Below are 22,960 nucleotides of genomic sequence, written 5' to 3'. Positions count from 1 at the left end.
GGCCGCTCACCGGCCCTGCCCCGCTCCCGGGGTCAGCGGAAGGCGTCGAGCCCGGTGAGCGCCTTGCCCAGCACGAGCTGGTGCATCTCGACGGTGCCCTCGTAGGTGAGCACCGACTCGAGGTTGGTCGCGTGCCGCATCACGGGATATTCGAGCGAGATCCCGTTGGCACCGAGGATCGTCCGCGCCGTCCGGCAGATGTCGATGGCCTCGCGGACGTTGTTGAGCTTGCCGAAGCTGACCTGCTCGGGACGCAGGCGGCCGGCGTCCATGCGCCGCCCGAGGTGGTGGGCGAGCAGAATCCCCTTGTGCAGTTCGACCGCCATGTCGGCGAGTTTGGCCTGGGTGAGCTGGAAGCCGCCGATGGGCCGGCCGAACTGCTCCCGTGACTTCGCGTAGTCGATGGCGGTCTCGAGACAGGACCGCGCCGCCCCCATGGCGCCCCAGACGATGCCGTAGCGGGCGTGGGAGAGACAGCTGAGCGGGCCCCCCAGCCCGACGACCTCGGGCAGTACGGCATCGGCGGGCAGCCGTACGTCGTCGAGGACGAGCTCACTCGTGACGCTGGCCCGCAGGGACCACTTGTGCTTGATCTCGGGCGCCGAGAAGCCGGGGGCGTCGGTGGGCACGACGAACCCGCGGATCCCGTCGTCGGTCCGCGCCCACACCACGGCGACACCGGCGACGGAGCCGTTGGTGATCCACATCTTCCGGCCGTTGAGCACCCAGTCCCCGCCGTCGCGCTTGGCGTACGTCCGCATGGAGGCGGGGTCCGAGCCGTGGTCGGGTTCGGTGAGCCCGAAGCAGCCGATCACCTCGCCGGCGGCCATCCGGGGCAGCCAGGTCTGCTTCTGCTCCTCGCTGCCGAAGCGGTGGATGGCGTACATGGCGAGCGATCCCTGCACCGAGACGAGGGACCTGATCCCCGAATCGGCGGCCTCGAGCTCCAGGCACGCCAGTCCGTACTGCACGGCGCTCGCCCCGGCGCAGCCGTACCCGGTGAGGGACATCCCGAGCGCCCCGATCCCGCCGAGCTCCCTCGCCAGCTCCCTGATGCCGGGCAGCTCGCCCTTCTCGTACCACTCGGCGACATACGGCAGCACACGGTCCGCGGCCCAGGCACGCACGGTTTCCCGCACGGCCAGGTCCTCGGGTTCCAGCAGATCGTCGATGCCGAGCGGGTCGGCCGGGTCGAACGGGGGCAACTTCGAGGACGCGGACATGGACCCTCCGATAAAACTAGCACCGCTAGTCACGATTTCCGCCCCGACGTTACGACGCCCGGCCCGGCCCGTCCACCCCAACACTCTCGGTGCGCCGCGGTCAGCCGCCGACGGCGGGAATCCCCCGCAGGAGACGTCCACCTCCCAGCTGACCCGCACGGGTGGTGCGTGGGTGGGAGACCCCCCGCCGAAGCCGAGCGCAGCGGTCAGGCGGACACGCGGGACCGCTGAGGCTCACGGGGCGCGGGCACCTCGCCGGCAGCGCCCTCGCACTGCATCACCCGCGGCAACCGCAGCGCCATCACCGCCCCGAGCAGCAAAAGCCCCGCGCTCACCAGCAGGGTCACGTGCAGCCCGTGCACAAAGGACTCCCGCGCAGCCCTGCGCAGCGCACCCCCGGCCCCCCCGCCCAGCCGCGCGGCAACCTCGTACGCCTCCCCCAGTGAATGCCCCGCCGAGGCCGCCGCGGGCGCCGGGACACCCGGAACGGACGCCAGCCCGGGCGCGTACGCCGCGTTCATCACACTGCCGAGCAGCGCGATCCCGATCCCGGCCCCGAGCTGGTAGGAGGTCTCCCCGATCGCCGCGGCCCCGCCGGCCTGCTCGGCCGGCGCCTCGCTCAGCATCGACTCGTACGCCCCGAACAGCGTCGTCTCCAGCCCGAAGCCCAGCAGCAGGAAGCCGAGCAGCAGGAGGCCCACGTTGTCCCGCCCGCCCATCCCGGTCAGCGTCAGCACGGCCGCCGCCGTCAGGCAGAACCCGAAGCACACCATCCGCCGCGGCCCGAACCGCCGCAGCATCCGCGCCCCCGCCAGCCCGGCCGCCATCGCCGCGATGGTCAGCGGCAGCAGCCTGAGGCCGGTCGCGAGCGGCGACAGCCCGAGCACCAGCTGGAGGTACTGCGCCGCGATCAGCTCCAGCCCCACCAGCGCGAGCATCGCCAGCACGATGCACCCGACCGCCGTACTGAACGCCGGCCGCGCGAACATCCGCAGATCCACCAGCGGATACGGCCGCCGCCGCTGACGCCGTACGAAGAGGAACAGCAGCCCCGCGCCCACCACCAGCGGCGCCACCGTGAGCACGTCGGCCACCGGCTCGCCGCCTCCGAGGCGCTTCACCCCCAGCACCACCCCGAACAGCCCGACGGCCGCCATCAGCGCGCCGACCACGTCCCAGGGACCGTTCCGCTCCCCCCTCGACTCGGGCAGCAGCAGCCGCCCGACCGGCAGACTGACCAGCATCAGGGGGATGTTCACCAGGAACACCGAACCCCACCAGAAGTGCTCGAGCAGGAAACCGCCGAGCAGCGGCCCCACCGCCGCCCCCACCGCGGCCACCGCGCTCCAGATGCCGATCGCCAGCGCCCGCTCCCGCCGGTCGGGGAAGACCTGGCGAAGGATGGACAGGGTGGCCGGCATGATCATCGCACCGCCCACGCCGAGCAGCGCCCGGGCGAGGATCAGCACCTGCGCGCTCGGCGCGACGGCCGCGACGGCGGAGGCGACGCCGAACAGCGCGTACCCGAGCAGCAGGACCCGCCGGCGGCCCACCCGGTCGCCGAGCGTGCCGAAGAGGATCAGCAGGGAGGCGCAGACGAGCGGGTAGATGTCGACGATCCACAGCAGTTCGATGGCGCCGGGCCTGAGGTCCTCGGTGACGGCGGGCACCGCCACGTGCAGCACGGTCGCGTCGAGGGCGACCAGGAGCAGGCTGACGCACAGGACGAAGAGGACGACCCAGCGGTTGGCACTCGCCCCGGCCGCCCGACGGCGCAGCGCGGACGCGGCCGTGGTCGTCCCGGACATGCACGTACCTCCCAGAAGTTTCCTCGGGTTCGGCGGGCTCACGGGCTGGGGGTGTCCCGTGACTTCGGCCGGAGGAGCGGTGGGATCTCCGGCCCGCGCATACGAACGCGAGTGACACGTCAGCGTACGCGAGTTCGCTCCGCATCCACGTGGCGGACCTCTCACACTCACCGCGGAAACATGTGGCGTACACCACTTCTCCTTCCCTTGACCACGACCCGGTGGAAAGTCCGGTTCCGCGCCCGGCAGATAATCGGGCCCGTGACCGACCTTGCAACGCGCGTGGCACCGCCCCGCGTCACGCCCCTGCGCCGGGCGGCCCCGGCCCTCCTCGGGTACGCCGCCGTCCGCGCCCTGGGCCTGCTCGTCCTGGTGGCCTGGAGCGCGGCGCGCGGCAAGAGCGCGTACACGCTGCTCACCGCCCGCTGGGACGCCCTCTGGTACACGCGGGTCGCCGAACTGGGCTACGGCTACGAGGTGCGGCTGCCGAACGGAGACGTCCACTCCAACCTGGCTTTCTTTCCGCTGCTGCCCTGGCTGGAGCGGTTGCTGCACGCGCTGACCCCGCTGTCGTACGCCGACGCCGGCTTCGTGGTCAGCCTGCTCGCCTCGCTCGCCGCGGCCTGGGGGATCTTCGCGGTGGCGGACCACGGGTACGGCCCGCGCGCCGGAGTCTGCGCGGTGCTGCTGTGGGCGGTGCTGCCGGTCGGGATCGTGCAGTCGATGGCCTACAGCGAGTCGCTGTTCACCGCTCTCGCGGCCTGGTCGCTGTACGCCGTGCTGACCGGCCGGTGGGTGACCGCGGGCACGCTGGCGGCGCTGGCCGGGCTGACCCGGCCGGTGGGGCTCGCGGTGGTCGCGGCGGTGTGGACGGCGGGAGTGGTCTCGTTCGTGCGGGATCGGAGCACGGCCGCCGCATACGGCGCACGGGGCGGGGAGCGCGCCTCCGACACGACGGACGGCGCGGCCGTCACCCCGCACTCCCCTCTCCCCACCACCGGCGCACCCGTCCGGTCACGCGCCCTCGGCATGCTCCTCGCCCCCCTCGGCGCCGCCGCCTATGTCCTCTGGGTCGGCCATCGCACCGGCAAGGGTCCGCTCGGCTATCTGGACGTCCAGGCCGGCTGGCGGAACGGCTTCGACTTCGGATATGCCTTCGCCCGCTTCGTGGCCGACAAGTTCACGTCATTTCCGTCGGCCCTCGCCGGGGCCGGACTGATCACCGGCGTCGGACTGGTGATCTGGCTGTACCTGATCGGAGTACGGCAGCGCCAGCCGCTGCCGCTGCTGGTGTACACGGGTGTCGTGGTCGCGCTCGCCCTGTGCGCGTCGAGCTACTTCGGCTCCAAGCCGCGTCTGTTGCTGCCGGCCTTTCCGCTGCTGCTGCCCCTCGCCGTGGCCCTCGCCCGGGCGCGAACGTCCCGATCCGCGCTGGTCACCGGCCTGTTGGCGGTGGCCACCGCGGTCTACGGGGCGTTCTGGCTGAACGGTTCCGGTCCCCCGTGATCGTTCCGGCGCGCCCGATGAGCACCCGGAGAATTCCACCCCATCGCGCGGTGAACGAATTCATAAGTGCCATATAAGTAACACCCGGCATGATCAAAGGAATTGCGGGAGACGAGCGGAGAGGATTGTCGAATCCTCGTAATTGACAGCCCTCCTGAGAGGTTTCCCACATCACATCGTCATCACAAAGCCACTGATTGGACCGGCTTGAGAGCTCACCCGCTGTAACGTCGATTGGGTGCGTACCGAACGAAAGCTCACCCGTCGTCTGGACCGGGTGTTCGCCAGGCTGGACCGTGAGCCGGAACGGCCGGCCCACATCGACGTGCCGAGGATGAGCCGGCACCGGGTCGTCCTGTTCTCGGCGACCCTGGCCTTCTACCTGGCGATCGTGTGGGCCGTGGTGACCACCTCCTGGCTGGTCCGGCTCGACTGGCAGGTCATGTTCTTCCGGCCGTACCAGCAGTGGGCGGGTATCCACTGGTTCGTCGACTACTACGTGGTGCTCGGCCAGCGCGGCCCCACCGCCGTCATGGTCGCGGCCTGGCTGGGCTGGCGCTCCTGGCGGCAGCACACGCTCCGCCCGCTGATGACCCTCGGCGCCTCGCTGCTGCTGCTGAACATCACGGTCGGCGCCGCCAAGCTCGGCATGGGCCGTCTCGGACCGCACTACGCCACCGTCATCGGCTCGAACGAGATGGGTCTGGGCGGCGATATATTCCCCAGCGGCCACACCGCCAACGCGGTGGTGACATGGGGCATTCTGGCGTATCTGGCCTCCACCCCGAGGGCCCGCCGCTGGCTGTCCGCGATCTCGGCCGTGACCTCGCTCGGCGTCGGGATGGCCACCGTCTATCTCGGTACGCACTGGCTGAGCGACGTGCTGCTGGGCTGGGCCGCGGGGCTGCTGATCCTGCTGGCGCTGCCGTGGTGCGAGCCGGCGATCGCCCGGACCGAGGCCGCCCTGTTCGACCTGCGCGACCGCTTGCGCGCCCGCCTCGGTCGTGGCCGTACCGCGCCCGCGCCCGCGCCGATCCCGGTCACCCCGGTGGCGCTCACGCCGCGCACCGCGCCCGCCGAGCGGGGGGCCCCGGCCCGCGAGCCGGTCTCCTCGGCCCACTCGCCCCGGCCCCAGGTCCACCGGACGCCGAGTCCGCACGCCGCCCGTTCCGAGCGCCCCCCGGTCACCCCGGCGGGCAACCGCCGCCCGCCGCACCCGGAACGCGTCCCGCGCGGCGCGACCCCGGCGGCCCGCCCCGTCACGGGCGGCTGACCGCCGACCGGAACAGCGGGGCCGGTACGCACAGCCACCCCCGCGAAAGCGAAGGCCCCGGGTCCTGTTCGCAGGACAGGACCCGGGGCCTTCGCCGTGCGGTGGTTCGCGGGACCTGAGCGGCCCTCAGCCCTTCCAGGCGCGAGCCACCCGGCCGTCGCGCACCTCGAAGTTCAGCCGTCCCGCCCGGTACTCCATCGTGATGATCGCGCCCGGCGGCAGCGACCGCACCGTCGACCACCCCCTCTCGCGCGCGAGTCGCTCGGCCCGCGCCGCGTCGAGGCCGACGTACCCTTCCGGACTGTCCTGGGGCTCCGCTGACGGAGTGGGAATCGGTGCCATACGGCCACGCTAGCCGCGCGTCCGTTCTCCGTCACACTTCTGTCACAGGATCACGACGCCCGATTCGGCCGAACTCCGTCACCCGAACGAGGGTTTCCGTGCGGCTTCCCGGGGTAATCGAACGAAATTCTCGCGTGCCGGTCCGGCATGTCGAATAGTGCCGCACAGCCCGGCGGAAAGCGCCGTTCCCTTCCGAATCCATGCACTGCCGCACAAGCTGACACCGCATAAGAAATTCACCGATCCGGCACAGATCCGCCGTGCGGAGGAACCTCTCCCAGAGCGCGTGAGAGCCGGTCGCGGGCCGCTCTGACGGCCCCGGTGAGCCCGGCGGGTTCCAGCACCTCGAAGTCGAAGCCGAGCATCATCACGTGCACCACCATCACGTCCAGGTTCGCGGCGCCGGCCCGCAGAACGCAGGCGTCCGCCCCGTCGGGCTCGAGCGTCCCGGCGGACGGCGAGATCCGCTCGGCGGCCTCCGCCAGGGGGGCCAGCAGCCGGACGGCGGCGTGCGAGGCGTACGCGTGCGTGGAGACCCCGCGGGAGACGTAGGCGGCGAGATCCTCGGCGGGCGGCTCGCGCGGGGTGAAGCGCGGTCCGTGCGGCGGCCTGGGCGTGATGCGGTCGACGCGGAAGGTCCGCCAGTCGGCGCGGTCGAGGTCCCAGGCGACCAGGTACCAGCGGTGCTCGGTGCACACCAGGCGGTGCGGTTCGACGGTGCGGCGGCCGGGGGTCCCGTCGTGGGTGCGGTACTCGAAGCGCAGCCGTTCGGCGTCCCGGCAGAGGTTGGCCAGTTCGGTCAGGACGGCCGGGTCGACGGCGGAGGGCCGCGGTCCGCGCAGCATCGGCACGGTGAACGCGTTCAGGGCGCCCACCCGGCGGCGCAGCCGGCCCGGGAGCACCTGCTCCAGCTTGGCGAGGGCCCGTACCGAGGTCTCGCCGATGCCCTCGATGCCCTGCCCGGCGGCGGTCCGCAGCCCGACCGCCACGGCGACCGCCTCGTCGTCGTCCAGGAGCAGCGGCGGCAGTTCGGCTCCCGCGCCCAGCTGGTAGCCACCGCCGGTGCCGGGGCTGGCGCTCACGGGATAGCCCAGCTCGCGCAGCCGGTCCACGTCCCGGCGGACCGTGCGCGGGGTGACGCCGAGCCGTTCGGCCAGGTCGGCGCCGGACCACTCGCGGTGGGCCTGGAGCAGCGAGAGCAGGCGCAGCAGACGTGCCGAGGTCTCCAACATGGATGCGAGTCTGCCAGCGGATGCGGACAGCCACTGTCCTCATGAGGAGTTCAGGAGGACAGTGGCTGGGCTCGGACCGGCGCGGCTCAGACCGCCAGGCGCTGCCCGGGCACGATCAGGTTGGGGTCACCGCCGATGACCGACTTGTTGGCGGCGTAGATCCGCTGCCAGGTGGTCCCGTGCCGCGCGGCGATCTTGCTGAGTGTGTCGCCCTCGCGGACGGTGTAGTCGCCGTGCGCGGCACTGCGGGACGAGCTGCGGTTGGTGTGCTCCGTCGAGCGCTGCGGCGCCTTGGCCGGCTTCGACGGGGCCGAGGGGGCCGATTTCGTGGTGGCCGTGGTGCCGGTGGAGGCGGCCGCCGGTGCGGCGCCGGAGGCTCCGGCGCGGGCCGAGCAGACCGGCCAGGCGCCCCAGCCCTGGGCGCCCTGGACCTTGGTGGCGACGGCTATCTGCTGCTCCCTGGAGGCCTGGTCGGCGGTCGGCGCGTAGGCCGTGCCGCCGTACGCGCGCCAGGTCGAGGCGGAGAACTGGAGTCCGCCGTAGTAGCCGTTGCCGGTGTTGATATGCCAGTTGCCGCCGCTCTCGCACTGGGCGATGCGGTCCCACACTCCGTTGCCCGCCGCGTCGGCGTCGCCGGTCGCCGCCAGCAGTCCGAGCGGGGCGAGCAGCGCCGCCCCGGCGAGGACCGCCGCCGTACGGCCCTTGCGGGCGCTGTCCTTACGAGCGCTGTCCTGACGAGCGGTGCTACGGGTGGTATCGGCACATTCGGACATGTAATTCCCTCTCCACGAACCCGGGAGCCCCCCTGAGCGGGGCGCGGTTCCGCGCATGGACGCGGTACGCACGCTCCGCCCTGTCCGCCGTGGCCGGCGCCGCGGTGATGCCTGAGCGGCGCGGCCGGCGAACGTTCCCGAGCGGTGCAAGTTGCACACGGCCGAGGAATGTAAGGACCCCGACCAGTCGGTATCAACCAACTCCGCGTTGTCGCAGGCCAGTTCGACGTTACCGCTGGTATCGGCGATTTTCGGTCACCCACTTCATTCGCTGATTTCCTGATTTGTCAACCAGGCGCCCAGCTGATCTGTGACCCACTTCACCGGATCAAGTTCCTTGACAACACGCCGAGTTGACGAGGAGTAGACGGTTCCGCACCGACCGTGACCCTGTGCGGTGGATGGTTCGATTCCGTTCCCCTCGGGGCGTGACTCCCGCCACAGATCGCCCGTTGTCTTCTTCATGAGCCCGGAACCCCCGGAACTCATGGGCCGGGAGCCACCCGGTCGACCCAGCACGCATCCCGAGGGAGCCACCCGTGCCGCGCATGCTCGACGTCAGCGACGCCGTACGCGCCGAGATCGGCGACGAAGAAGCCGACCGGCTGCTCGCCGGAGAGAACGCCCCGGGCAGTTACGACTGCACGTCCTGCCGCACCCCGGGCGACTCCGAGCAGGAGCGCACCAGCACCGTTCTGTTCGTCGGGGACGAGACCGCCGTCCTCGCCTTCGCCCACGCCGGCTGCCTGCCCTCACAGGTCGTCCAGGTCACCGAGGAGCAGTTGCAGGGCGCCGTCCGCTCCATCAGCGGCGAGGCGCACGCCTCCGGCGGCCGGCCGGAGCAGGCCGTGCCCGAGCAGGCCGTGCTCGGGGTGACCAGCGGACTGGTGCTGATCGCCGGGGAGTTGCACCCGGCACTCGTCGTGGAGCCGACCGCGCCGATCGTGCGCCCGGGCACCACCGGAGCCGGCGACGACTTCCTGCCCCTGCTCATCGAGCAGGGGTTCATGCCGGTGACCGAACTCGCCGCCGTGCCGCCGGTGCTGCACGGGTGGTCGGTGCTGCTGGCGGTCGGTCAGCTGCACGCGGTGCTCCAGCCGGGCACGAACGGCGGGCAGCCGGTGGCCTGGTGGCAGGCGCACCAGCCGCTGCAGGTCACGGACGGATGGCGGGCCGCCGCCAACAAGCACCAGCAGGTACTGATGTTCGCGGCACCGGTCGGTTCCATCGGACGCCAGCCGCGGGAGGACCTGCTCCGGGACGCCCTGGACAAGGCCGCGGCCAACGGCAAACTGGTCGCGGCCGCGCTGCCCCTCGCGGGCACCTGACGGCGCCGCCGTACCCCTAATGCCACGTTCCCGAGCCGCATCCCCGAAGGGCTGGGGTCGTTTGGACATACGTGCACGCATACGACGTTCCGTCCCGCCGCCCGTCCTTCTCCCCCATTCCGTCCGCCAGGTCGGGGCAGGAGGCGCCCGGCAGGCCATCGGCCACGCCGATCTACGACGCGCTCTACGCGGAGTGGGTGAGGACCTTCCGGACGCTGCCGGGCGACCGGAGCGGGGAAGAGGACTTCGGGTTCACCGCCTTCGGGAACGCCCCGCACGGCACCGGCACGGGTTCGTACGGCTCGAACTCGTACAGCGCGTACAGCGCCGGTGCCTACAGTGCCCGCCACGGCACCGGACAGCACCAGCCGTCCTGGCAGCGGATCGGGACGTTCGGGCGGCAGCACGACACCGGGATGCACCACGTCCCGGCGGCGCTCCCACCGGGCCCGCGCCGGGGAGCCTGACGAACGAACGGCGAGAGGGCGGTCCCTGACTCGGTCAGGGGCCGCCCTCTCGCCGCGTTCGGTCACTTCTTCTTCGCGCCGCGCTTCTCGCGCACCCGCACCGAGATGTGGATCGGCGTGCCCTCGAAGCCGAACTCCTCGCGCAGCCGCCGCTCGATGAAGCGCCGGTAACCCGCCTCGATGAAGCCGGAGGCGAAGAGGACGAACCGCGGCGGCTTGGTGCCGGCCTGGGTGCCGAAGAGGATGCGCGGCTGCTTGCCGCCCCGGACCGGGTGCGGGTGGGCCGAGACCAGCTCGCCGAGGAAGGCGTTGAGACGGCCGGTCGGCACCCGGGTCTCCCAGCCGGCCAGGGCCGTCTCGATCCCCGGGACCAGCTTCTCCATGTGCCGGCCGGTACGCGCCGAGACGTTCACCCGCGGCGCCCAGGCGACCTGGCCGAGCTCGGTCTCGATCTCCCGCTCCAGGTAGTAGCGGCGCTCCTCGTCGAGGGTGTCCCACTTGTTGAAGGCGAGGACCACCGCGCGGCCCGCCTCCACCGCCATGGTCACGATGCGCTGGTCCTGGACCGAGATGCTCTCGGACGCGTCGATCAGGATGACCGCGACCTCGGCCTTCTCGACGGCGGCCGCGGTGCGCAGCGAGGCGTAGTAGTCGGCGCCCTGCTGGAGGTGGACGCGCTTGCGGATGCCGGCCGTGTCGACGAACTTCCAGGTCACGCCGCCGAGTTCGATCAGCTCGTCGACCGGGTCACGGGTGGTGCCCGCGAGTTCGTTGACGACGACGCGCTCCTCGCCCGCGACCTTGTTGAGCAGCGAGGACTTGCCGACGTTCGGGCGGCCGATCAGCGCGATGCGGCGCGGGCCGCCGACGGCGGTGCCGAAGGACTGCTCGGGCGCCTCCGGCAGCGCCTCCAGGACGGCGTCCAGCATGTCGCCGGTGCCGCGGCCGTGCAGGGCCGAGACGGGGTGCGGCTCGCCGAGACCGAGGGACCACAGGTAGGCCGCGTCGGCCTCACCGCTCGGGCCGTCGACCTTGTTGGCGCACAGCACCACGGGCTTGCCGGCCTTGCGCAGCAGCCGGACGACCGCCTCGTCGGTGTCGGTCGCGCCCACCTTGGCGTCCACGACGAAGACGACCGCGTCGGCCGCCTCGATCGCGTACTCGGCCTGGGCGGCGACGGAGGCGTCGATACCGAGGACGTCCTGCTCCCAGCCGCCGGTGTCGACGACCTTGAAGCGGCGGCCCGCCCACTCGGCCTCGTAGGTGACCCGGTCACGGGTGACGCCCGGCTTGTCCTCGACGACGGCCTCGCGACGGCCGATGATCCGGTTCACCAGAGTCGACTTGCCGACATTGGGCCGGCCGACGACGGCGAGCACGGGCAGCGGGCCGTGGCCGGCCGCCTCGATGGCACCCTCGACGTCCTCGAGGGCGAAGCCCTCCTCGGTGGCGAGCTCCATGAACTCCGCGTACTCGGCATCGCCGAGCGCCCCGTGCTCGTACTCGTGCTCGGCCGAGCCGTCGGGCTGGATGTGGTCGTTCATGGAGTCCGTACCTCGTCGTTCATTCGTGGTGATCGGTGGATCGCCCGGTTTGTGCCGGCTGATCCACTACTCAGTCTGGCCTAGCGACCGGTCAGCCGCCTGGCGTTTTCCAGGTGTGCGGTGAGCTGCTTCTGGATGCGTTCCGTGGCCTCGTCCAGCGCCTTGCGGGTACGCCGCCCGCTGCCGTCGCCCGCCTCGAACGGGTCGCCGAAGACGACGTCCACGCGGGAACGCAGCGGAGGCAGCGCCTTTACCAACCGGCTCGAACGCTCAGAACTTCCCAGCACGGCCACGGGCACGATCGGCGCGCCGCCGCGCACCGCGAAGTACGCCAGTCCGGCGCGCAGCGAGGCGAAGTCGCCCTCACCCCGGGTGCCCTCCGGGAAGATGCCCAGTACTCCCCCGTGCTCCAGCACGCCGAGCGCCTGCGTGATGGCCGTGCGGTCGGTGGTGTTGCGGTCCACTTTCAGCTGGCCGATGCCCAGCAAGAACGGGTCGAGCGGTCCGACGAACGCTTCCTTCTTGATCAGGAAGTGCGTCGGCCGGGGTGCCACGCCCATGACCATCGGGCCGTCGATGTTGTGGGAGTGGTTGACGGCGAAGATCAGCGGGCCGGTCGCGGGCACCTTCCAGGAGCCGAGCACGCGCGGCTTGAACAGCCCGTACATCAGGCCGACGCCGATGCGCCGCCCGACCTCGGCACCCTTCTCGGAGGGAACGGAAAGCTGGGTCACTTCCCGGCCCGCTTCTCCTCGACGAGCGTGACGACGCACTCGATGACCTGCGCGAGGGTGAGCTCGGTGGTGTCCACCTCGACCGCGTCGCCCGCCTTGGCGAGCGGCGAGGTCTTGCGGCTGGAGTCGGCCGCGTCCCGCTTGATCAGCGCCTCGCGGGTGGCGTGGACGTCCACGCCCTTCAGCTCGCCGCTGCGGCGGGCGGCACGGGCCTCCGGGGAGGCGGTCAGGAAGACCTTCAGGTCGGCGTCCGGCAGCACGGTCGTACCGATGTCCCGGCCCTCGACCACTATGCCGGTCTCCGCGGAGGCGGCCAGCGAACGCTGGAGCTCGGTGATCCGGGACCGCACCTCGGGCACCGCGCTGACCGCGCTGACCTTGGAGGTGACCTCCTGGGTGCGGATCGGGCCGGCCACGTCGACGCCGTCCACCGTGATGGCCGGGGCGGACGGGTCGGTGCCGGAGACGATCTCCGGCTTCCCGGCGACGGCCGCGATCGCGGTCGGGTCCTCCAGGTCGATGCCGTTGCTCACCATCCACCAGGTGATCGCCCGGTACTGGGCACCGGTGTCCAGGTAGCTCAGGCCGAGCTGCGCGGCCACGGCCTTCGACGTGCTCGACTTGCCCGTGCCGGAGGGACCGTCGATCGCGACGATCACGGGCTTGGCGGTCGGGGCGCCGTTTTCCACGGGGGACACCTTCCTGGTGCGGTGCGGGGAGCGGGGTGCGGGGAGCGAGAGCGCCCTGCACAAGGTTACTGGGTACGGGTCACTCGTCTGGACGCGCGCATGCCCTGGACGTGTGCATGCCCGCCGCCCGCCTACTGCCGCAGGGCCCACCCTCGCTCGCGCAGCGCGGCCGTCAGCACCGGCACCGCCTTCGGCTCGACCATCAGCTGGACCAGGCCCGCCTGCTGCCCGGTCGCGTGCTCGATCCGTACGTCCTCGATGTTGACCCCGGCCCGGCCGGCGTCCGCGAAGATGCGGGCCAGCTGACCCGGCTGGTCGTCGATCAGCACGGCCACGGTCTCGTACATCCGCGGAGCGGACCCGTGCTTGCCGGGCACCCGGACCTGCCCCGCGTTGCCGCGCCGCAGCACGTCCTCGACCCCGGCGGTGCCCTCGTGCCGTTTGGCCTCGTCGGAGGACTGCAGGGCGCGCAGGGCCTGCACGGTCTCCTCCAGGTCGGCGGCGACGTCGGTGAGCAGGTCGGCGACCGGACCGGGGTTCGCGGACAGGATGTCGATCCACATCCCGGGGTCCGAGGCAGCGATCCGGGTCACGTCCCGGATGCCCTGCCCGCACAGCCGTACGGCGGCCTCCTCGGCGTGCTGGAGACGGGCCGCGACCATGCTGGAGACCAGGTGGGGCATGTGGGACACCAACGCCACCGCCCGGTCGTGGGCGTCGGCGTCCATCACCACCGGCACCGCCCGGCAGTGCGAGACCAGTTCCAGGGCGAGGTTCAGCACCTCGGTGTCGGTGTCCCGGGTGGGCGTCAGCACCCAGGGGCGGCCCTCGAACAGGTCGCCGGTCGCGGCCAGCGGGCCGGACTTCTCACGGCCCGACATGGGGTGCGTGCCGATGTACGACGAGAGGTCGAGGCCGAGGGCCTGAAGTTCGCGGCGCGGGCCGCCCTTGACGCTGGCCACGTCGACGTAGCCGCGGGCCACGCCCCGGCGCACGGCGTCGGCGAGGACGGCGGCGACATGCGCGGGCGGGGCGGCGACGATCGCGAGGTCCACGGGGCCGGAGGGGGCCTCGTCGGTGCCGGCGCCCAGCGCGGCGGCCGTACGGGCCTGCTCGGGGTCGTGGTCGGCGAGGTGGACGACGACGCCCCGCTGGGAGAGGGCGAGCGCGGCGGACGTGCCGATCAGCCCGGTGCCGATGACGAGTGCGGTCCTCACTGGGCGATGTCCTTGCGCAGGGCGGCCGCGGCGCCGAGGTAGACATGGGCGATGTCGGCGCGGGGCCGGTCCGACTCGATGTGCGCGAGGACCCGGACCACCCGGGGCATGGCGCCCTCGATGTCCAGCTCCTGGGCGCAGATCAGCGGCACGTCGACGATGCCGAGCTTGCGGGCGGCGGCCGCCGGGAAGTCGCTGTGCAGGTCGGGGGTGGCCGTGAACCAGATGCTGATCAGGTCGTCGGCGGTCAGCCCGTTCCGCTCCAGGACGGCGGTGAGCAGGGCTCCGACCTGCTCGTCCATGTGTCCGGCCTCGTCCCTCTCCAGCTGGACGGCCCCCCGGACCGCTCGTACCGCCACGGCGCTGCTCCTTGCTGACGTGCGTTTCGGTTCTTGGTCCGTCCAGCGTAGTCAGCCCGCGCTCACCCGGTGTCCGGCGCTCGCCCGCTGAGACGCACGAAACGCGCGATCTGTGACAGTCTGTTCCGCATTGCTTGTTATCCGGCGCCTTCGGTGCTTCGGTGCTTCGGTGCCTTCGGTGGCCGCACGTTCGGAGTGACGACATGACCCACAGCCCGGCGCGGCGCACGGTCCTCGCAACGGGTGCGGCTGCGCTCGCGGCGGGGTGCGTGGGATGCGGCAGCGAGGATTCCTCGTCCTCCTCGAACACCTCCGGCGGGAAGGATCTGGGGGCGACCGGTGACATCCCGGTCGGCGGCGGCAAGGTCTTCACGGAGCAGAAGGCCGTGGTCACCCAGCCGAAGAAGGGCGAGTTCAAGGCCTTCTCGGCGATCTGCACCCACCAGGGCTGCACGGTGAACCAGGTCGCGGACGGCACCATCGACTGCCCCTGCCACGGCAGCAGGTTCGACATCGCCGACGGTACGGTGGCCCGCGGCCCGGCCGACAGGCCGCTGCCCCCGAAGAAGATCACGGTGGACGGGAAATCCATCCGCCTCGCCTGAGGATCCGCGTACGCTCCCGGGCATGCACCCCGAGGACCTGGTACGCGACCACACGATCTACTCCTGCGTGATGGGGTCGCGCGCCTTCGGGCTGGCCACGGAGGGCAGTGACACCGACCGCCGGGGCGTCTTCCTCGCCCCCACTCCCCTGTTCTGGCGCTTCGAGAAGCCGCCGACGCATGTGGAGGGGCCGGGCGAGGAGCGGTTCAGCTGGGAGCTGGAGCGCTTCTGCGAGCTGGCGCTGCGCGCGAACCCGAACGTCCTGGAGTGCCTGCACTCGCCGTTGGTGGAGCACATCGACGACACCGGGCGCGAACTGCTGTCGCTGCGCGGGGCGTTCCTCTCCCGCCGGGTCCACGACTCGTTCACCCGGTACGCCCTGGGCCAGCACAGGAAGCTCGAGGCCGACGTCCGCACCCACGGCGCCCCGCGCTGGAAGCACGCGATGCATCTGCTGCGGCTGCTGATGAGCGCCGGCGACCTCCTACGCACGGGCGAGCTGACGATCGACGTCGGCGACCGGCGCGAGGCGCTGCTGGCGGTGAAGCGCGGCGAGGTCCCCTGGCCGGACGTCGAGGCCTGGATGGCCCGCCTGGGCGCGGAGACGGACACCTGGTCACACCGCACCCCCCTACCACCCGAGCCGGACCACCGCCGCGTCGAGGACTTCCTGATCCGCACCCGCCGCGCATCAGCCGGCCAGGACTGACGCGGCCCGGACCTCATCGAGCACCGCGTGCGGCTTCTCACCGTCAGCGACCACGCGCACGTGCCGAGCCGTACCACCGCCGCGTCGGAGACTTCCTGATCCGCATCCGCCGCGCGCCAGCCAGGCAGGCCTGGCGCTGCCCGGACCTCGTCGAGCACCCGCCGCGGCTCAGCCTGTCAGGCGGACCCGGATGACGAAGTCGTGGAGGGCGTCGTACGCGGTGGGTGCGTCGGGCAGGGCTGAGGTGGCCTGGGCGTCGTCGAGTACCGTGTGCAGTTTCTCGACGTCGGCGGCCACGCGTGCGTGGTCCACCTCGGCGCTGCCGTGCTCCCGCTCCGCTTTCGCCGCGATCAGATCGGGCAGGTAGGCGGGCGCGTCCGGGCCGGTGCCGAGCAGGGTCGGCAGGTGGGCCTGGATCTCGCCGCTGCGCATCAGGTGGATGCCGGTGAGCAGGACCCGGAAGGTGTAGAGCAGCGGCTTGAGTTCGCCGGTCTTCTCGAACAGCCGCCACTGCGTCGCCGCGAACCCCCGGTAGTGGTGGGCGTGATGGCTCGTCAGCACGCCGGGCGCGAGCGCGGCCAGCTCCTGGTGCGCGTCGGTGGTGTGCGCGACCAGGGGCGAGAGGAGCTGCTCCAGCACATAGCCGTTGCGGCGCAGCATCAGCCGTACGAACTTGCGCAGGTCATGGGTGACGAGGTCCATCTCGACGCCGTACCGCACCCAGATCCGGGACCGGGTCTCCTCCGGCTCCCGCAGCCCGACCAGGTCCGCGGCGGGCAGCAGATGGACGCCGCGCAGGTCCAGGTCGGAGTCCTGCGAGGGAAAGCCGTACAGATGCGCGCCGGAGACCGTGGCGAACAGCAGGGGGTCGGGCTGCTCGGCTATCACGGGCGTCAGGTCCATGTCGAGATCGTCGATCATGGCCTAAGCGTCCCAGAGCGCGCCCAGCTCCAGTAGTTCGCCCCGGTACTCGATCCGCTCCGCCCACCCGGCCGGCCAGGCGCCCGCACCGAGAACGCGCCCGCGAAGGCCCCTGTGAGGCAGGCGATGGAGTCGGAGTCGCCGGAGGTGCAAGCGGCCCGGCGCAGCGCGGTGACCGGTTCCTCGGGAAACAGCAGGAAGCACAGCAGGCCGGTGGCCGGCATCCGCACCGGCCCGCCCGTCTCGACCCCGTGCGCGAGCAGTCGTACGGCGTGCGCGGTGAGGTCGGACGCGGCCAGCGCGGTGGGATGCCCGTGCGTCAGCACGGACTGCAACTGGGCGGCCCCGGCACGCTGTTCGTCACTCAGCCCCGGCGCGAGCCCGACGGGCGCCACCCGCATGTTCGCCCCGCACCCCTTGGACCCGACCTGACTGGCCTCCTGCCACCGCAGCCCGTCCTCCTTGAGCAGGTTGCAGGCGGTCAGGCAGGTCCCTCACGCACCGGCTGCCCGCGGGACTACGTCACCCGGCGCCCAAGAGCTCGGCACCCGCAGACGTACGGCGGCCTCGGGCGGACTGTGGCCGGCCGCGCAGTTCCCCGCGCCCGTTCGGGGCGCGGGCTCCGAACCCGGCACCGTGCCTAGAGCTCGACCTCCTGCATCAGCATGCCGACCTCCGTGTTGGACAGGCGGCGGAGCCAGCCGGACTTCTGGTCGCCCAGCGTGATGGGGCCGAAGGAGGTGCGGACGAGCTTCTCGACGGGGAAGCCGGCCTCGGCGAGCATGCGGCGCACGATGTGCTTGCGGCCCTCGTGGAGGGTGACCTCGACGAGGTAGTTCTTGCCGGTCTGCTCCACGACACGGAAGTGGTCCGCGCGGGCGTAGCCGTCGTCGAGCTGGATGCCGTCCTTCAGGCGCTTGCCCAGGTCGCGCGGGATCGGGCCGACGATGGCGGCGAGGTAGGTCTTCTTCACGCCGTACTTGGGGTGCGTCAGCCGGTGGGCCAGCTCGCCGTGGTTGGTGAGGAGGATGACGCCCTCGGTCTCCGTGTCCAGGCGGCCGACGTGGAACAGCCGCGTCTCACGGTTGGTGACGTAGTCGCCGAGGCACTGGCGGCCCTCCGGGTCCTCCATCGTGGAGACGACACCGGCGGGCTTGTTGAGGGAGAAGAACTGGTACGACTGGGTCGCCACCGTCAGGCCGTCGACCTTGACCTCGTCCTTCTCCGGGTCGACCCGCTTGCCCTGCTCGGTGACGATCTCGCCGTTCACCTCGACCCGGGCCTGGTCGATCAGCTCCTCGCAGGCACGCCGGGAGCCGTAGCCCGCGCGCGCGAGGACCTTCTGCAGCCGCTCGCCCTCCTGCTCGGCGCCCGGGAAGGTCTTGGGCAGCTTGATGTCCTTCTTGCCCGCGTACCGCTCGCGGTTGCGCTCCTCGACCCGGGTCTCGTACTCGCGGGAGCGCGCGGGGTCCGTACGGCCGCCCTTCTGGGGCTGCTTCGGGCCGCCCTTGGCGCCGCCGCGGGCCGCGCCGCCGCGCCCGGACTTGGGGCCGTCCTTGGTCGCGCCGGGGCCCACGTCATAGCGGCGCTCCTCGGGGCGGGGCTTGCGGGGACGGCCCTGTCCCTGCCGCTCGTCCCTGTCGTTGCCCGCGCCGCGGTGGTTACCGCGCCCGCTGTTCCTGCCGCTGCCGCTACCGCTGCTTCGCATCAAAGTTCCGTCGTCGTCGTGTTGGGCATGTTCGTCCCGGGACCGTCGTCCGGGTCCGGGGCGTCCGGATCGAACGACGGTACGGCTTCCTGGGTCTCGGCCTCGATCGCCTCAGCCTCCGGGAGGAAGGGCGCGAGCTCCGGGAGCTCGTCCAGGCCGCGCAGGCCCATCCGCTCCAGGAAGTAGTTCGTCGTCCTGTACAGGATCGCACCTGTTTCGGGTTCCGTGCCCGCCTCCTCGACCAGACCGCGCTGCAGGAGGGTGCGCATCACGCCGTCGCAGTTCACTCCGCGCACGGCCGAGACGCGGCTGCGGCTGATCGGCTGCCGGTAGGCGACGACGGCCAGGGTCTCCAGTGCCGCCTGGGTGAGGCGGGCCTGCTGGCCGTCCAGGACGAAGCCCTCGACGGCGGCGGCGTACTCGGGACGGGTGTAGAAGCGCCAGCCGCCGGCGATCAGGCGCAGCTCGAAGCCGCGGCCCTGCACGGTGTACTCGTCGGCCAGCTCGCGCAGCGCGTCCGCGATCTGCCGCCGGGGCCGCTGGAGTATTTTCGCCAGGTGTTCCTCGGTCGCGGGTTCGTCCACGACCATCAGGACCGCCTCCAGGGCGGGCTTGAGCTCGAGGTCGGCGACGGTACGGGGCCCTGCCGGGAGTTCCGCGGTGTCCTCGCTCACGCTTCCTTCTCCTCCTTCGGCTCCTCGGGCGGCCGGTCGAACTCGTCCGTGACCATCGGTGTCGTGTCCCCCGGCCCGCCGGTCCAGCGCACGATCAGCTCGCCGAGCGCGGTCTCCTGGTCCAGGGCGACGGCCTTCTCCCGGTACAGCTCCAGCAGCGCGAGGAAGCGGGCCACGACGGTCAGGGTGTCGTCGGTGTCCTCGACGAGCGTGCGGAAGCTGGCCTCGCCGAGCTCCTTGAGGCGTCCGATCACGATCCCGGCCTGCTCCTGCACGGAGACGAGCGGTGCGTGGATGTGGTCGACGTACACCTGGGGCTTCGCCTTGGGCTGCATCGCCTTGACCGCGAGCTTGGCGAAGCCCTCCGCGCCGATGCTGATGACGACTTCGGGCAGCAGCTCGGCGTGGTGCGGTTCGAGCCCCACCGTGCGGGGGTAGCGGCGGGCCTCTTCCTCCAGGCGCTGGTTGAAGATGTCCGCGATCTGTTTGTACGCCCGGTACTGCAACAGCCGCGCGAACAGCAGGTCCCGGGCCTCGAGCAGCGCCAGGTCGGCCTCGTCCTCGACCTCGGCGGTGGGCAGCAGCCGGGCCGCCTTCAGGTCCAGCAGCGTGGCCGCCACCACCAGGAACTCGGTCGTCTGGTCCAGGTCCCAGTCGGGCCCCATCGCGCGGATGTGCGCCATGAACTCATCGGTGACCTTGGACAGCGCGACCTCGGTGACGTCCAGCTTGTGCTTCGAGATCAGCTGCAGCAACAGATCGAAGGGGCCTTCGAAGTTGGCGAGCCGCACCTTGAAAACACCGTCACCTGCCGCCGCCTCGACAGCGGCCCCGGCGTTCTGCTCGACAGCGGATGCAGGCACGGGTTCCGGCTGCACCCCGCCCATGCCTTCTGCGCCCGCCCCCGGCCCGCCACCGGCCACCACCCCGGCGGGGGGCGAGGACACCAGGTCCGGCTGAAGCGGCTCGGCCGTCGCTCCAGCCCGGTTCCCCGGCCCGCGCTCCGGCTCCCGCCCGGCCGCCGGCGTCGACACCGGTTCGACAGCGGATGCAGGCACAGGTTCCGACCGCGCCCCGGCCATGCTTTCTGCGCCCGTCCCCGGGGACACCAGGTCAGACTGAGGCGGCTCGGCCGTCGCTCCAGCCCGGTTCCCCGGCCCGCGCTCCGGCTCCCGCCCGGCCACGGCATCGGGACGGGGTTCCGCCTCACTTGCCGACCGGGGCTCGCTGTTCGTGTCGCGTACGGGCGCCGCCTCCGCTTCTCCGGCGACAGCCTCCGGCTCCACCTGGGGTGGCGCCGCGCCCGGCCCCCGCCCGAGGGCACGCCTCCGGCCGGCGCGTGCGCCGGGGTCGGGAACATCGTTCGAGGTCATGGCCGTCGCAGGCTATCGCTTCCCGCTCACAGAGCCGACTACCGCCCGCCCCAGCCGCCACACGGACCGGCCGCTTCCCAGGCCCGGACAGCCACCCTCGCGACCAGGCACCCGCGCGTCGAGTCACCCAGGCCCCCCGGAGACACCGGGCCGGCCGCCCCACGCACAGCCCTATCGGCCCTCGCAACCGCCGCACCAGGATCTACACGTCCCCGCGCACCCAGACCAGCCGCCTCCCAGGCAGCCACCCCGCGACCCGCAACCGCTCAGACGCCCGCGCGTCGAATCACCCAGGTCACCCGAAGACACCGGGCCGGCCACCACCCAAGGGCAGCCACCCAGCAGCGCCCTATCGACCCCGCAGCCTGCAAGCCGGGCACGCCGGACCGGCCGCCCCGAGGGCAGCCGCTCGCAAGGCCCCTAGCGGCCCCGCAGCCGCCGTACCAGGATGCTCGCCTCGCCGCGGGACTCCAGGTCGGCCAGGACCACGGCCACCGCCTCGCGGACGATGCGGCCGCGGTCCACCGCCAGGCCGTGCTCGCCGCGGAGCACCAGGCGGGCGTGCTCGAGGTCCATCAGTTCCTCGGCGGAGACGTAGACCGTGATCTTCTCGTCGTGGCGCTCGCGCCCGCTGGGCCGGCGCGCGGCGGCCCGGCCCCGCTTGCGCGGCTGCGCGGCGGCGGCAGAACCTTCCTGCGCCGCCGTACGGGCCCGCGCGGAGCGATCCCGGCCGCCGGCCTCGGCCGGCTCCGTATCGACCGCCGCCACGTGCTCCGCACCGTCGCCGTCACCGCTCTGCACGGGGACGGCCTGCGGCGCGTCCTCCGCCGCGGCGGCCGCCGGGTCGCTCTCCCCGGCGGGAGCCGGCACCCGGGCCTCGCCGCCCGCCTGGCGCCGGGGAGTGGACGCCTGGAGCGCCATCCCCCCTGTCGTACGGAACAGTTCGTCGGCCCCGGGCAGACTCACTCGGCGTGACACCGGGCGAGCACCTCCCTGGCGAGCTGGCGGTAGGCGGCGGCACCGACGGAGTTGGAGGCGTACGTGGTGATCGGCTCGCCGGCGACCGTGGTCTCCGGGAAGCGGACCGTGCGGCCGATGACCGTGTGGTAGACGTGGTCGTCGAAGGCCTCGACCACGCGCGCCAGCACCTCGCGGCTGTGCACGGTTCGGGAGTCGTACATCGTGGCGAGGATGCCGTCGAGCTCCAGGTCCGGGTTGAGCCGCTCCTGGACCTTCTCGATGGTCTCGGTGAGCAGCGCGACACCGCGCAGCGCGAAGAACTCGCACTCCAGCGGGACGATCACCTTGTGGGCGGCCGTCAGCGCGTTCACCGTGAGCAGGCCGAGCGACGGCTGGCAGTCGATCACGATGTAGTCGTAGTCGGGCAGCAGCGGCTTCAGCGCCCGCTGGAGCGTCGACTCGCGAGCGACCTCGGAGACCAGCTGGACCTCGGCGGCGGACAGGTCGATGTTGCTGGGCAGCAGGTCCATGTTGGGGACCGCCGTCTTCAGGAGCACCTCGTCCGCCGACATGCCCCGCTCCATGAGCAGGTTGTAGACGGTGAGGTCGAGCTCCATCGGGTTGACACCGAGACCGACCGACAGCGCGCCCTGCGGGTCGAAGTCCACGAGCAGCACGCGCCGGCCGTACTCCGCGAGCGCGGCACCCAGGTTGATGGTCGACGTCGTCTTGCCGACGCCGCCCTTCTGGTTGCACATCGCGATGATCTTCGCGGGGCCGTGGTCGGTCAGCGGGCCCGGGATCGGGAAGTACGGCAGCGGGCGTCCGGTCGGACCGACGCGCTCACGGCGCTGGCGGGCCGCGTCGGGCGCGAGCGTGGCCGCGTACTCGGGATCCGGCTCGTACTCGGCATCGGGGTCGTAGAAGTGCCCTTCGGGCAGTTCGTCGTAGTCGGCGAAGTGGTTGTGGGGCGCGCCACTTCCGTCGCCGGCCATGGCGTTCACGTGATGGCCATCCATGCTCTGGAGTGCTGACAGAGCCATGTGAGGGCTGCTCTGGCTCTGGTGGGCTGCGAAGGTTCGGACAGCGACGGAGCCGACAGCCTCGAGCCCCGTGGAGCCGTGACCCCGCGTAGGCATTCCTGGTTGACCACCCCCGGGAGAAAATGTCGACTCATTCACAAGTCGTCTTACCTCCTTGGTGACCAGGAAACTTCTAGACAGGTCAGCGTGGCACCATGCCGACGGTTGGCGACTCTATGGCGTGTCGGCGGTCCGCAGCAACACAATCCGCCGGACCCGGCAGGATGTGTCGGCAATGAAACATCCCGCTGTCAAGGGCGTACGGCCGTCGCACAGCAGGCTTCACCGGTGTGCGAATCGGTCGAAGGGTTACGTTCGAGGCGAGTTGACCGCAAGTCGCAAAGTGACCATACACACACCCGGCCGGACCTTGTCGGGCAAGGTCCGGCCGGGTGCGGCGCGTTGACGACCGGTGTTGACGTATCGCCTTATG

Annotated in this window: 21 protein-coding genes and 2 pseudogenes; 6 read left to right on the top strand and 17 right to left on the bottom strand. The window is 71.8% G+C overall.

From position 1 onward, the window contains the following. Positions 1 to 32: 32 nt before the first annotated feature. Together ACH45E_RS17015 and ACH45E_RS17010 are read right to left on the bottom strand one after the other, a co-directional pair. Positions 33 to 1,223 carry an acyl-CoA dehydrogenase family protein gene (locus ACH45E_RS17015; protein WP_361440394.1) on the bottom strand — a complete coding sequence of 397 codons (1,191 nt, stop codon included), beginning with the start codon at positions 1,221 to 1,223 and terminating at the stop codon, positions 33 to 35. A gap of 206 nt (positions 1,224 to 1,429) precedes the next feature. Then, positions 1,430 to 3,031, bottom strand: a complete 1,602-nt coding sequence (locus ACH45E_RS17010; RefSeq protein ID WP_361440391.1) for an MFS transporter — start codon at positions 3,029 to 3,031, stop codon at positions 1,430 to 1,432. Between the two features lie 261 nt (positions 3,032 to 3,292). On the opposite strand from ACH45E_RS17010, the gene ACH45E_RS17005 reads away from it, so the two are divergent. Both ACH45E_RS17005 and ACH45E_RS17000 read left to right on the top strand, forming a co-directional pair. After that, complete coding sequence (locus ACH45E_RS17005; protein WP_361440388.1) at positions 3,293 to 4,537, top strand: mannosyltransferase family protein; 1,245 nt, start codon at positions 3,293 to 3,295, stop codon at positions 4,535 to 4,537. A gap of 238 nt (positions 4,538 to 4,775) precedes the next feature. Beyond that, entirely contained in the window at positions 4,776 to 5,810 is a 1,035-nt protein-coding gene (locus ACH45E_RS17000; protein WP_361440385.1) for a phosphatase PAP2 family protein, read from the top strand. A gap of 126 nt (positions 5,811 to 5,936) precedes the next feature. On the opposite strand, the gene ACH45E_RS16995 is transcribed toward ACH45E_RS17000, so the two are convergent. From ACH45E_RS16995 to ACH45E_RS16985, 3 genes and pseudogenes are all read right to left on the bottom strand, one after another. Further along, a complete protein-coding gene (locus tag ACH45E_RS16995; protein ID WP_361440382.1) occupies positions 5,937 to 6,152 on the bottom strand; it encodes an I78 family peptidase inhibitor in 216 nt (71 codons plus the stop codon). 278 nt (positions 6,153 to 6,430) lie between these two features. Further along, positions 6,431 to 7,384, bottom strand: a pseudogene (locus ACH45E_RS16990) (helix-turn-helix transcriptional regulator); the annotation flags it as partial. 86 nt (positions 7,385 to 7,470) lie between these two features. After that, positions 7,471 to 8,157, bottom strand: coding sequence for a transglycosylase family protein (locus tag ACH45E_RS16985; RefSeq protein WP_361440379.1), 687 nt, complete (start codon positions 8,155 to 8,157; stop codon positions 7,471 to 7,473). Positions 8,158 to 8,696: 539 nt separating this feature from the next. Between ACH45E_RS16985 and ACH45E_RS16980 the strand changes: the two genes are divergently transcribed. Then, the gene (locus ACH45E_RS16980; RefSeq protein WP_361440376.1) at positions 8,697 to 9,485 is read left to right on the top strand and encodes a hypothetical protein; all 789 of its coding nucleotides are present in this window, start codon (positions 8,697 to 8,699) and stop codon (positions 9,483 to 9,485) included. 71 nt (positions 9,486 to 9,556) lie between these two features. Then, complete coding sequence (locus tag ACH45E_RS16975; protein ID WP_361440373.1) at positions 9,557 to 9,952, top strand: hypothetical protein; 396 nt, start codon at positions 9,557 to 9,559, stop codon at positions 9,950 to 9,952. 62 nt (positions 9,953 to 10,014) lie between these two features. On the opposite strand, the gene der is transcribed toward ACH45E_RS16975, so the two are convergent. The 5 genes from der to aroH form a co-directional block, all read right to left on the bottom strand. Beyond that, on the bottom strand, positions 10,015 to 11,496 hold the full coding sequence (der, locus tag ACH45E_RS16970) for a ribosome biogenesis GTPase Der (RefSeq protein ID WP_361440370.1): 1,482 nt from the start codon (positions 11,494 to 11,496) through the stop codon (positions 10,015 to 10,017). Positions 11,497 to 11,576: 80 nt separating this feature from the next. Beyond that, positions 11,577 to 12,164 carry a lysophospholipid acyltransferase family protein gene (locus ACH45E_RS16965; protein WP_361441445.1) on the bottom strand — a complete coding sequence of 196 codons (588 nt, stop codon included), beginning with the start codon at positions 12,162 to 12,164 and terminating at the stop codon, positions 11,577 to 11,579. A 62-nt stretch (positions 12,165 to 12,226) separates the two neighbouring features. Next, complete coding sequence (gene cmk / locus ACH45E_RS16960) at positions 12,227 to 12,919, bottom strand: (d)CMP kinase (protein WP_361440367.1); 693 nt, start codon at positions 12,917 to 12,919, stop codon at positions 12,227 to 12,229. A gap of 131 nt (positions 12,920 to 13,050) precedes the next feature. Beyond that, the gene (locus tag ACH45E_RS16955; RefSeq protein ID WP_361440364.1) at positions 13,051 to 14,136 is read right to left on the bottom strand and encodes a prephenate dehydrogenase; all 1,086 of its coding nucleotides are present in this window, start codon (positions 14,134 to 14,136) and stop codon (positions 13,051 to 13,053) included. Next, positions 14,133 to 14,495 carry a chorismate mutase gene (gene aroH / locus ACH45E_RS16950; RefSeq protein ID WP_361440361.1) on the bottom strand — a complete coding sequence of 121 codons (363 nt, stop codon included), beginning with the start codon at positions 14,493 to 14,495 and terminating at the stop codon, positions 14,133 to 14,135. Before aroH ends, ACH45E_RS16955 begins: the two co-directional genes overlap by 4 nt. A 203-nt stretch (positions 14,496 to 14,698) precedes the next feature. Here aroH and ACH45E_RS16945 point away from each other — a divergent pair, with 203 nt between their 5' ends. After that, entirely contained in the window at positions 14,699 to 15,100 is a 402-nt protein-coding gene (locus ACH45E_RS16945; RefSeq protein ID WP_361440358.1) for a Rieske (2Fe-2S) protein, read from the top strand. 22 nt (positions 15,101 to 15,122) lie between these two features. Beyond that, positions 15,123 to 15,809 carry a DNA polymerase beta superfamily protein gene (locus ACH45E_RS16940; RefSeq protein WP_361440355.1) on the top strand — a complete coding sequence of 229 codons (687 nt, stop codon included), beginning with the start codon at positions 15,123 to 15,125 and terminating at the stop codon, positions 15,807 to 15,809. A 168-nt stretch (positions 15,810 to 15,977) separates the two neighbouring features. On the opposite strand, the gene ACH45E_RS16935 is transcribed toward ACH45E_RS16940, so the two are convergent. The 7 genes and pseudogenes from ACH45E_RS16935 to ACH45E_RS16905 form a co-directional block, all read right to left on the bottom strand. Continuing rightward, positions 15,978 to 16,730, bottom strand: coding sequence for a nucleotidyltransferase domain-containing protein (locus ACH45E_RS16935; RefSeq protein WP_361440352.1), 753 nt, complete (start codon positions 16,728 to 16,730; stop codon positions 15,978 to 15,980). Between the two features lie 3 nt (positions 16,731 to 16,733). Further along, positions 16,734 to 17,221, bottom strand: a pseudogene (locus tag ACH45E_RS16930) (ADP-ribosylglycohydrolase family protein); the annotation flags it as partial. 149 nt (positions 17,222 to 17,370) lie between these two features. Further along, positions 17,371 to 18,438, bottom strand: coding sequence for a pseudouridine synthase (locus ACH45E_RS16925; protein ID WP_361440349.1), 1,068 nt, complete (start codon positions 18,436 to 18,438; stop codon positions 17,371 to 17,373). After that, a complete protein-coding gene (gene scpB / locus ACH45E_RS16920; protein ID WP_361440346.1) occupies positions 18,438 to 19,112 on the bottom strand; it encodes an SMC-Scp complex subunit ScpB in 675 nt (224 codons plus the stop codon). Before scpB ends, ACH45E_RS16925 begins: the two co-directional genes overlap by 1 nt. Continuing rightward, a complete protein-coding gene (locus ACH45E_RS16915) occupies positions 19,109 to 20,194 on the bottom strand; it encodes a ScpA family protein (protein WP_361441442.1) in 1,086 nt (361 codons plus the stop codon). The genes scpB and ACH45E_RS16915 overlap by 4 nt, the downstream gene beginning before the upstream one ends. A 711-nt stretch (positions 20,195 to 20,905) precedes the next feature. Then, positions 20,906 to 21,463, bottom strand: coding sequence for a hypothetical protein (locus ACH45E_RS16910; protein ID WP_361440343.1), 558 nt, complete (start codon positions 21,461 to 21,463; stop codon positions 20,906 to 20,908). Continuing rightward, entirely contained in the window at positions 21,448 to 22,584 is a 1,137-nt protein-coding gene (locus ACH45E_RS16905; protein ID WP_361440340.1) for a ParA family protein, read from the bottom strand. The genes ACH45E_RS16910 and ACH45E_RS16905 overlap by 16 nt, the downstream gene beginning before the upstream one ends. Positions 22,585 to 22,960: the final 376 nt, after the last annotated feature.

The organism is Streptomyces sp. NPDC020299 (assembly GCF_044387825.1).
Taxonomy (GTDB): Bacteria; Actinomycetota; Actinomycetes; order Streptomycetales; family Streptomycetaceae; genus Streptomyces.
The sequence above is the reverse complement of the archived record's forward strand: the minus strand, read 5'-3'. Positions and strand labels throughout refer to the sequence as shown.

Excerpts from the sequence above, each read along its gene's own strand:
- ACH45E_RS17015 (WP_361440394.1), bottom strand. The coding sequence starts at position 1,223 with ATGTCCGCGTCCTCGAAGTTGCCCCCGTTCGACCCGGCCGACCCGCTC.
- ACH45E_RS17010 (WP_361440391.1), bottom strand. The coding sequence starts at position 3,031 with ATGTCCGGGACGACCACGGCCGCGTCCGCGCTGCGCCGTCGGGCGGCC.
- ACH45E_RS16995 (WP_361440382.1), bottom strand. The coding sequence starts at position 6,152 with ATGGCACCGATTCCCACTCCGTCAGCGGAGCCCCAGGACAGTCCGGAA.
- ACH45E_RS16985 (WP_361440379.1), bottom strand. The coding sequence starts at position 8,157 with ATGTCCGAATGTGCCGATACCACCCGTAGCACCGCTCGTCAGGACAGC.
- der (WP_361440370.1), bottom strand. The coding sequence starts at position 11,496 with ATGAACGACCACATCCAGCCCGACGGCTCGGCCGAGCACGAGTACGAG.
- ACH45E_RS16965 (WP_361441445.1), bottom strand. The coding sequence starts at position 12,164 with ATGTACGGGCTGTTCAAGCCGCGCGTGCTCGGCTCCTGGAAGGTGCCC.
- ACH45E_RS16945 (WP_361440358.1), top strand. The coding sequence starts at position 14,699 with ATGACCCACAGCCCGGCGCGGCGCACGGTCCTCGCAACGGGTGCGGCT.
- ACH45E_RS16940 (WP_361440355.1), top strand. The coding sequence starts at position 15,123 with ATGCACCCCGAGGACCTGGTACGCGACCACACGATCTACTCCTGCGTG.
- ACH45E_RS16935 (WP_361440352.1), bottom strand. The coding sequence starts at position 16,730 with ATGATCGACGATCTCGACATGGACCTGACGCCCGTGATAGCCGAGCAG.
- ACH45E_RS16925 (WP_361440349.1), bottom strand. The coding sequence starts at position 18,438 with ATGCGAAGCAGCGGTAGCGGCAGCGGCAGGAACAGCGGGCGCGGTAAC.
- ACH45E_RS16915 (WP_361441442.1), bottom strand. The coding sequence starts at position 20,194 with ATGGCCGGGGCGCGGTCGGAACCTGTGCCTGCATCCGCTGTCGAACCG.
- ACH45E_RS16905 (WP_361440340.1), bottom strand. The coding sequence starts at position 22,584 with ATGCCTACGCGGGGTCACGGCTCCACGGGGCTCGAGGCTGTCGGCTCC.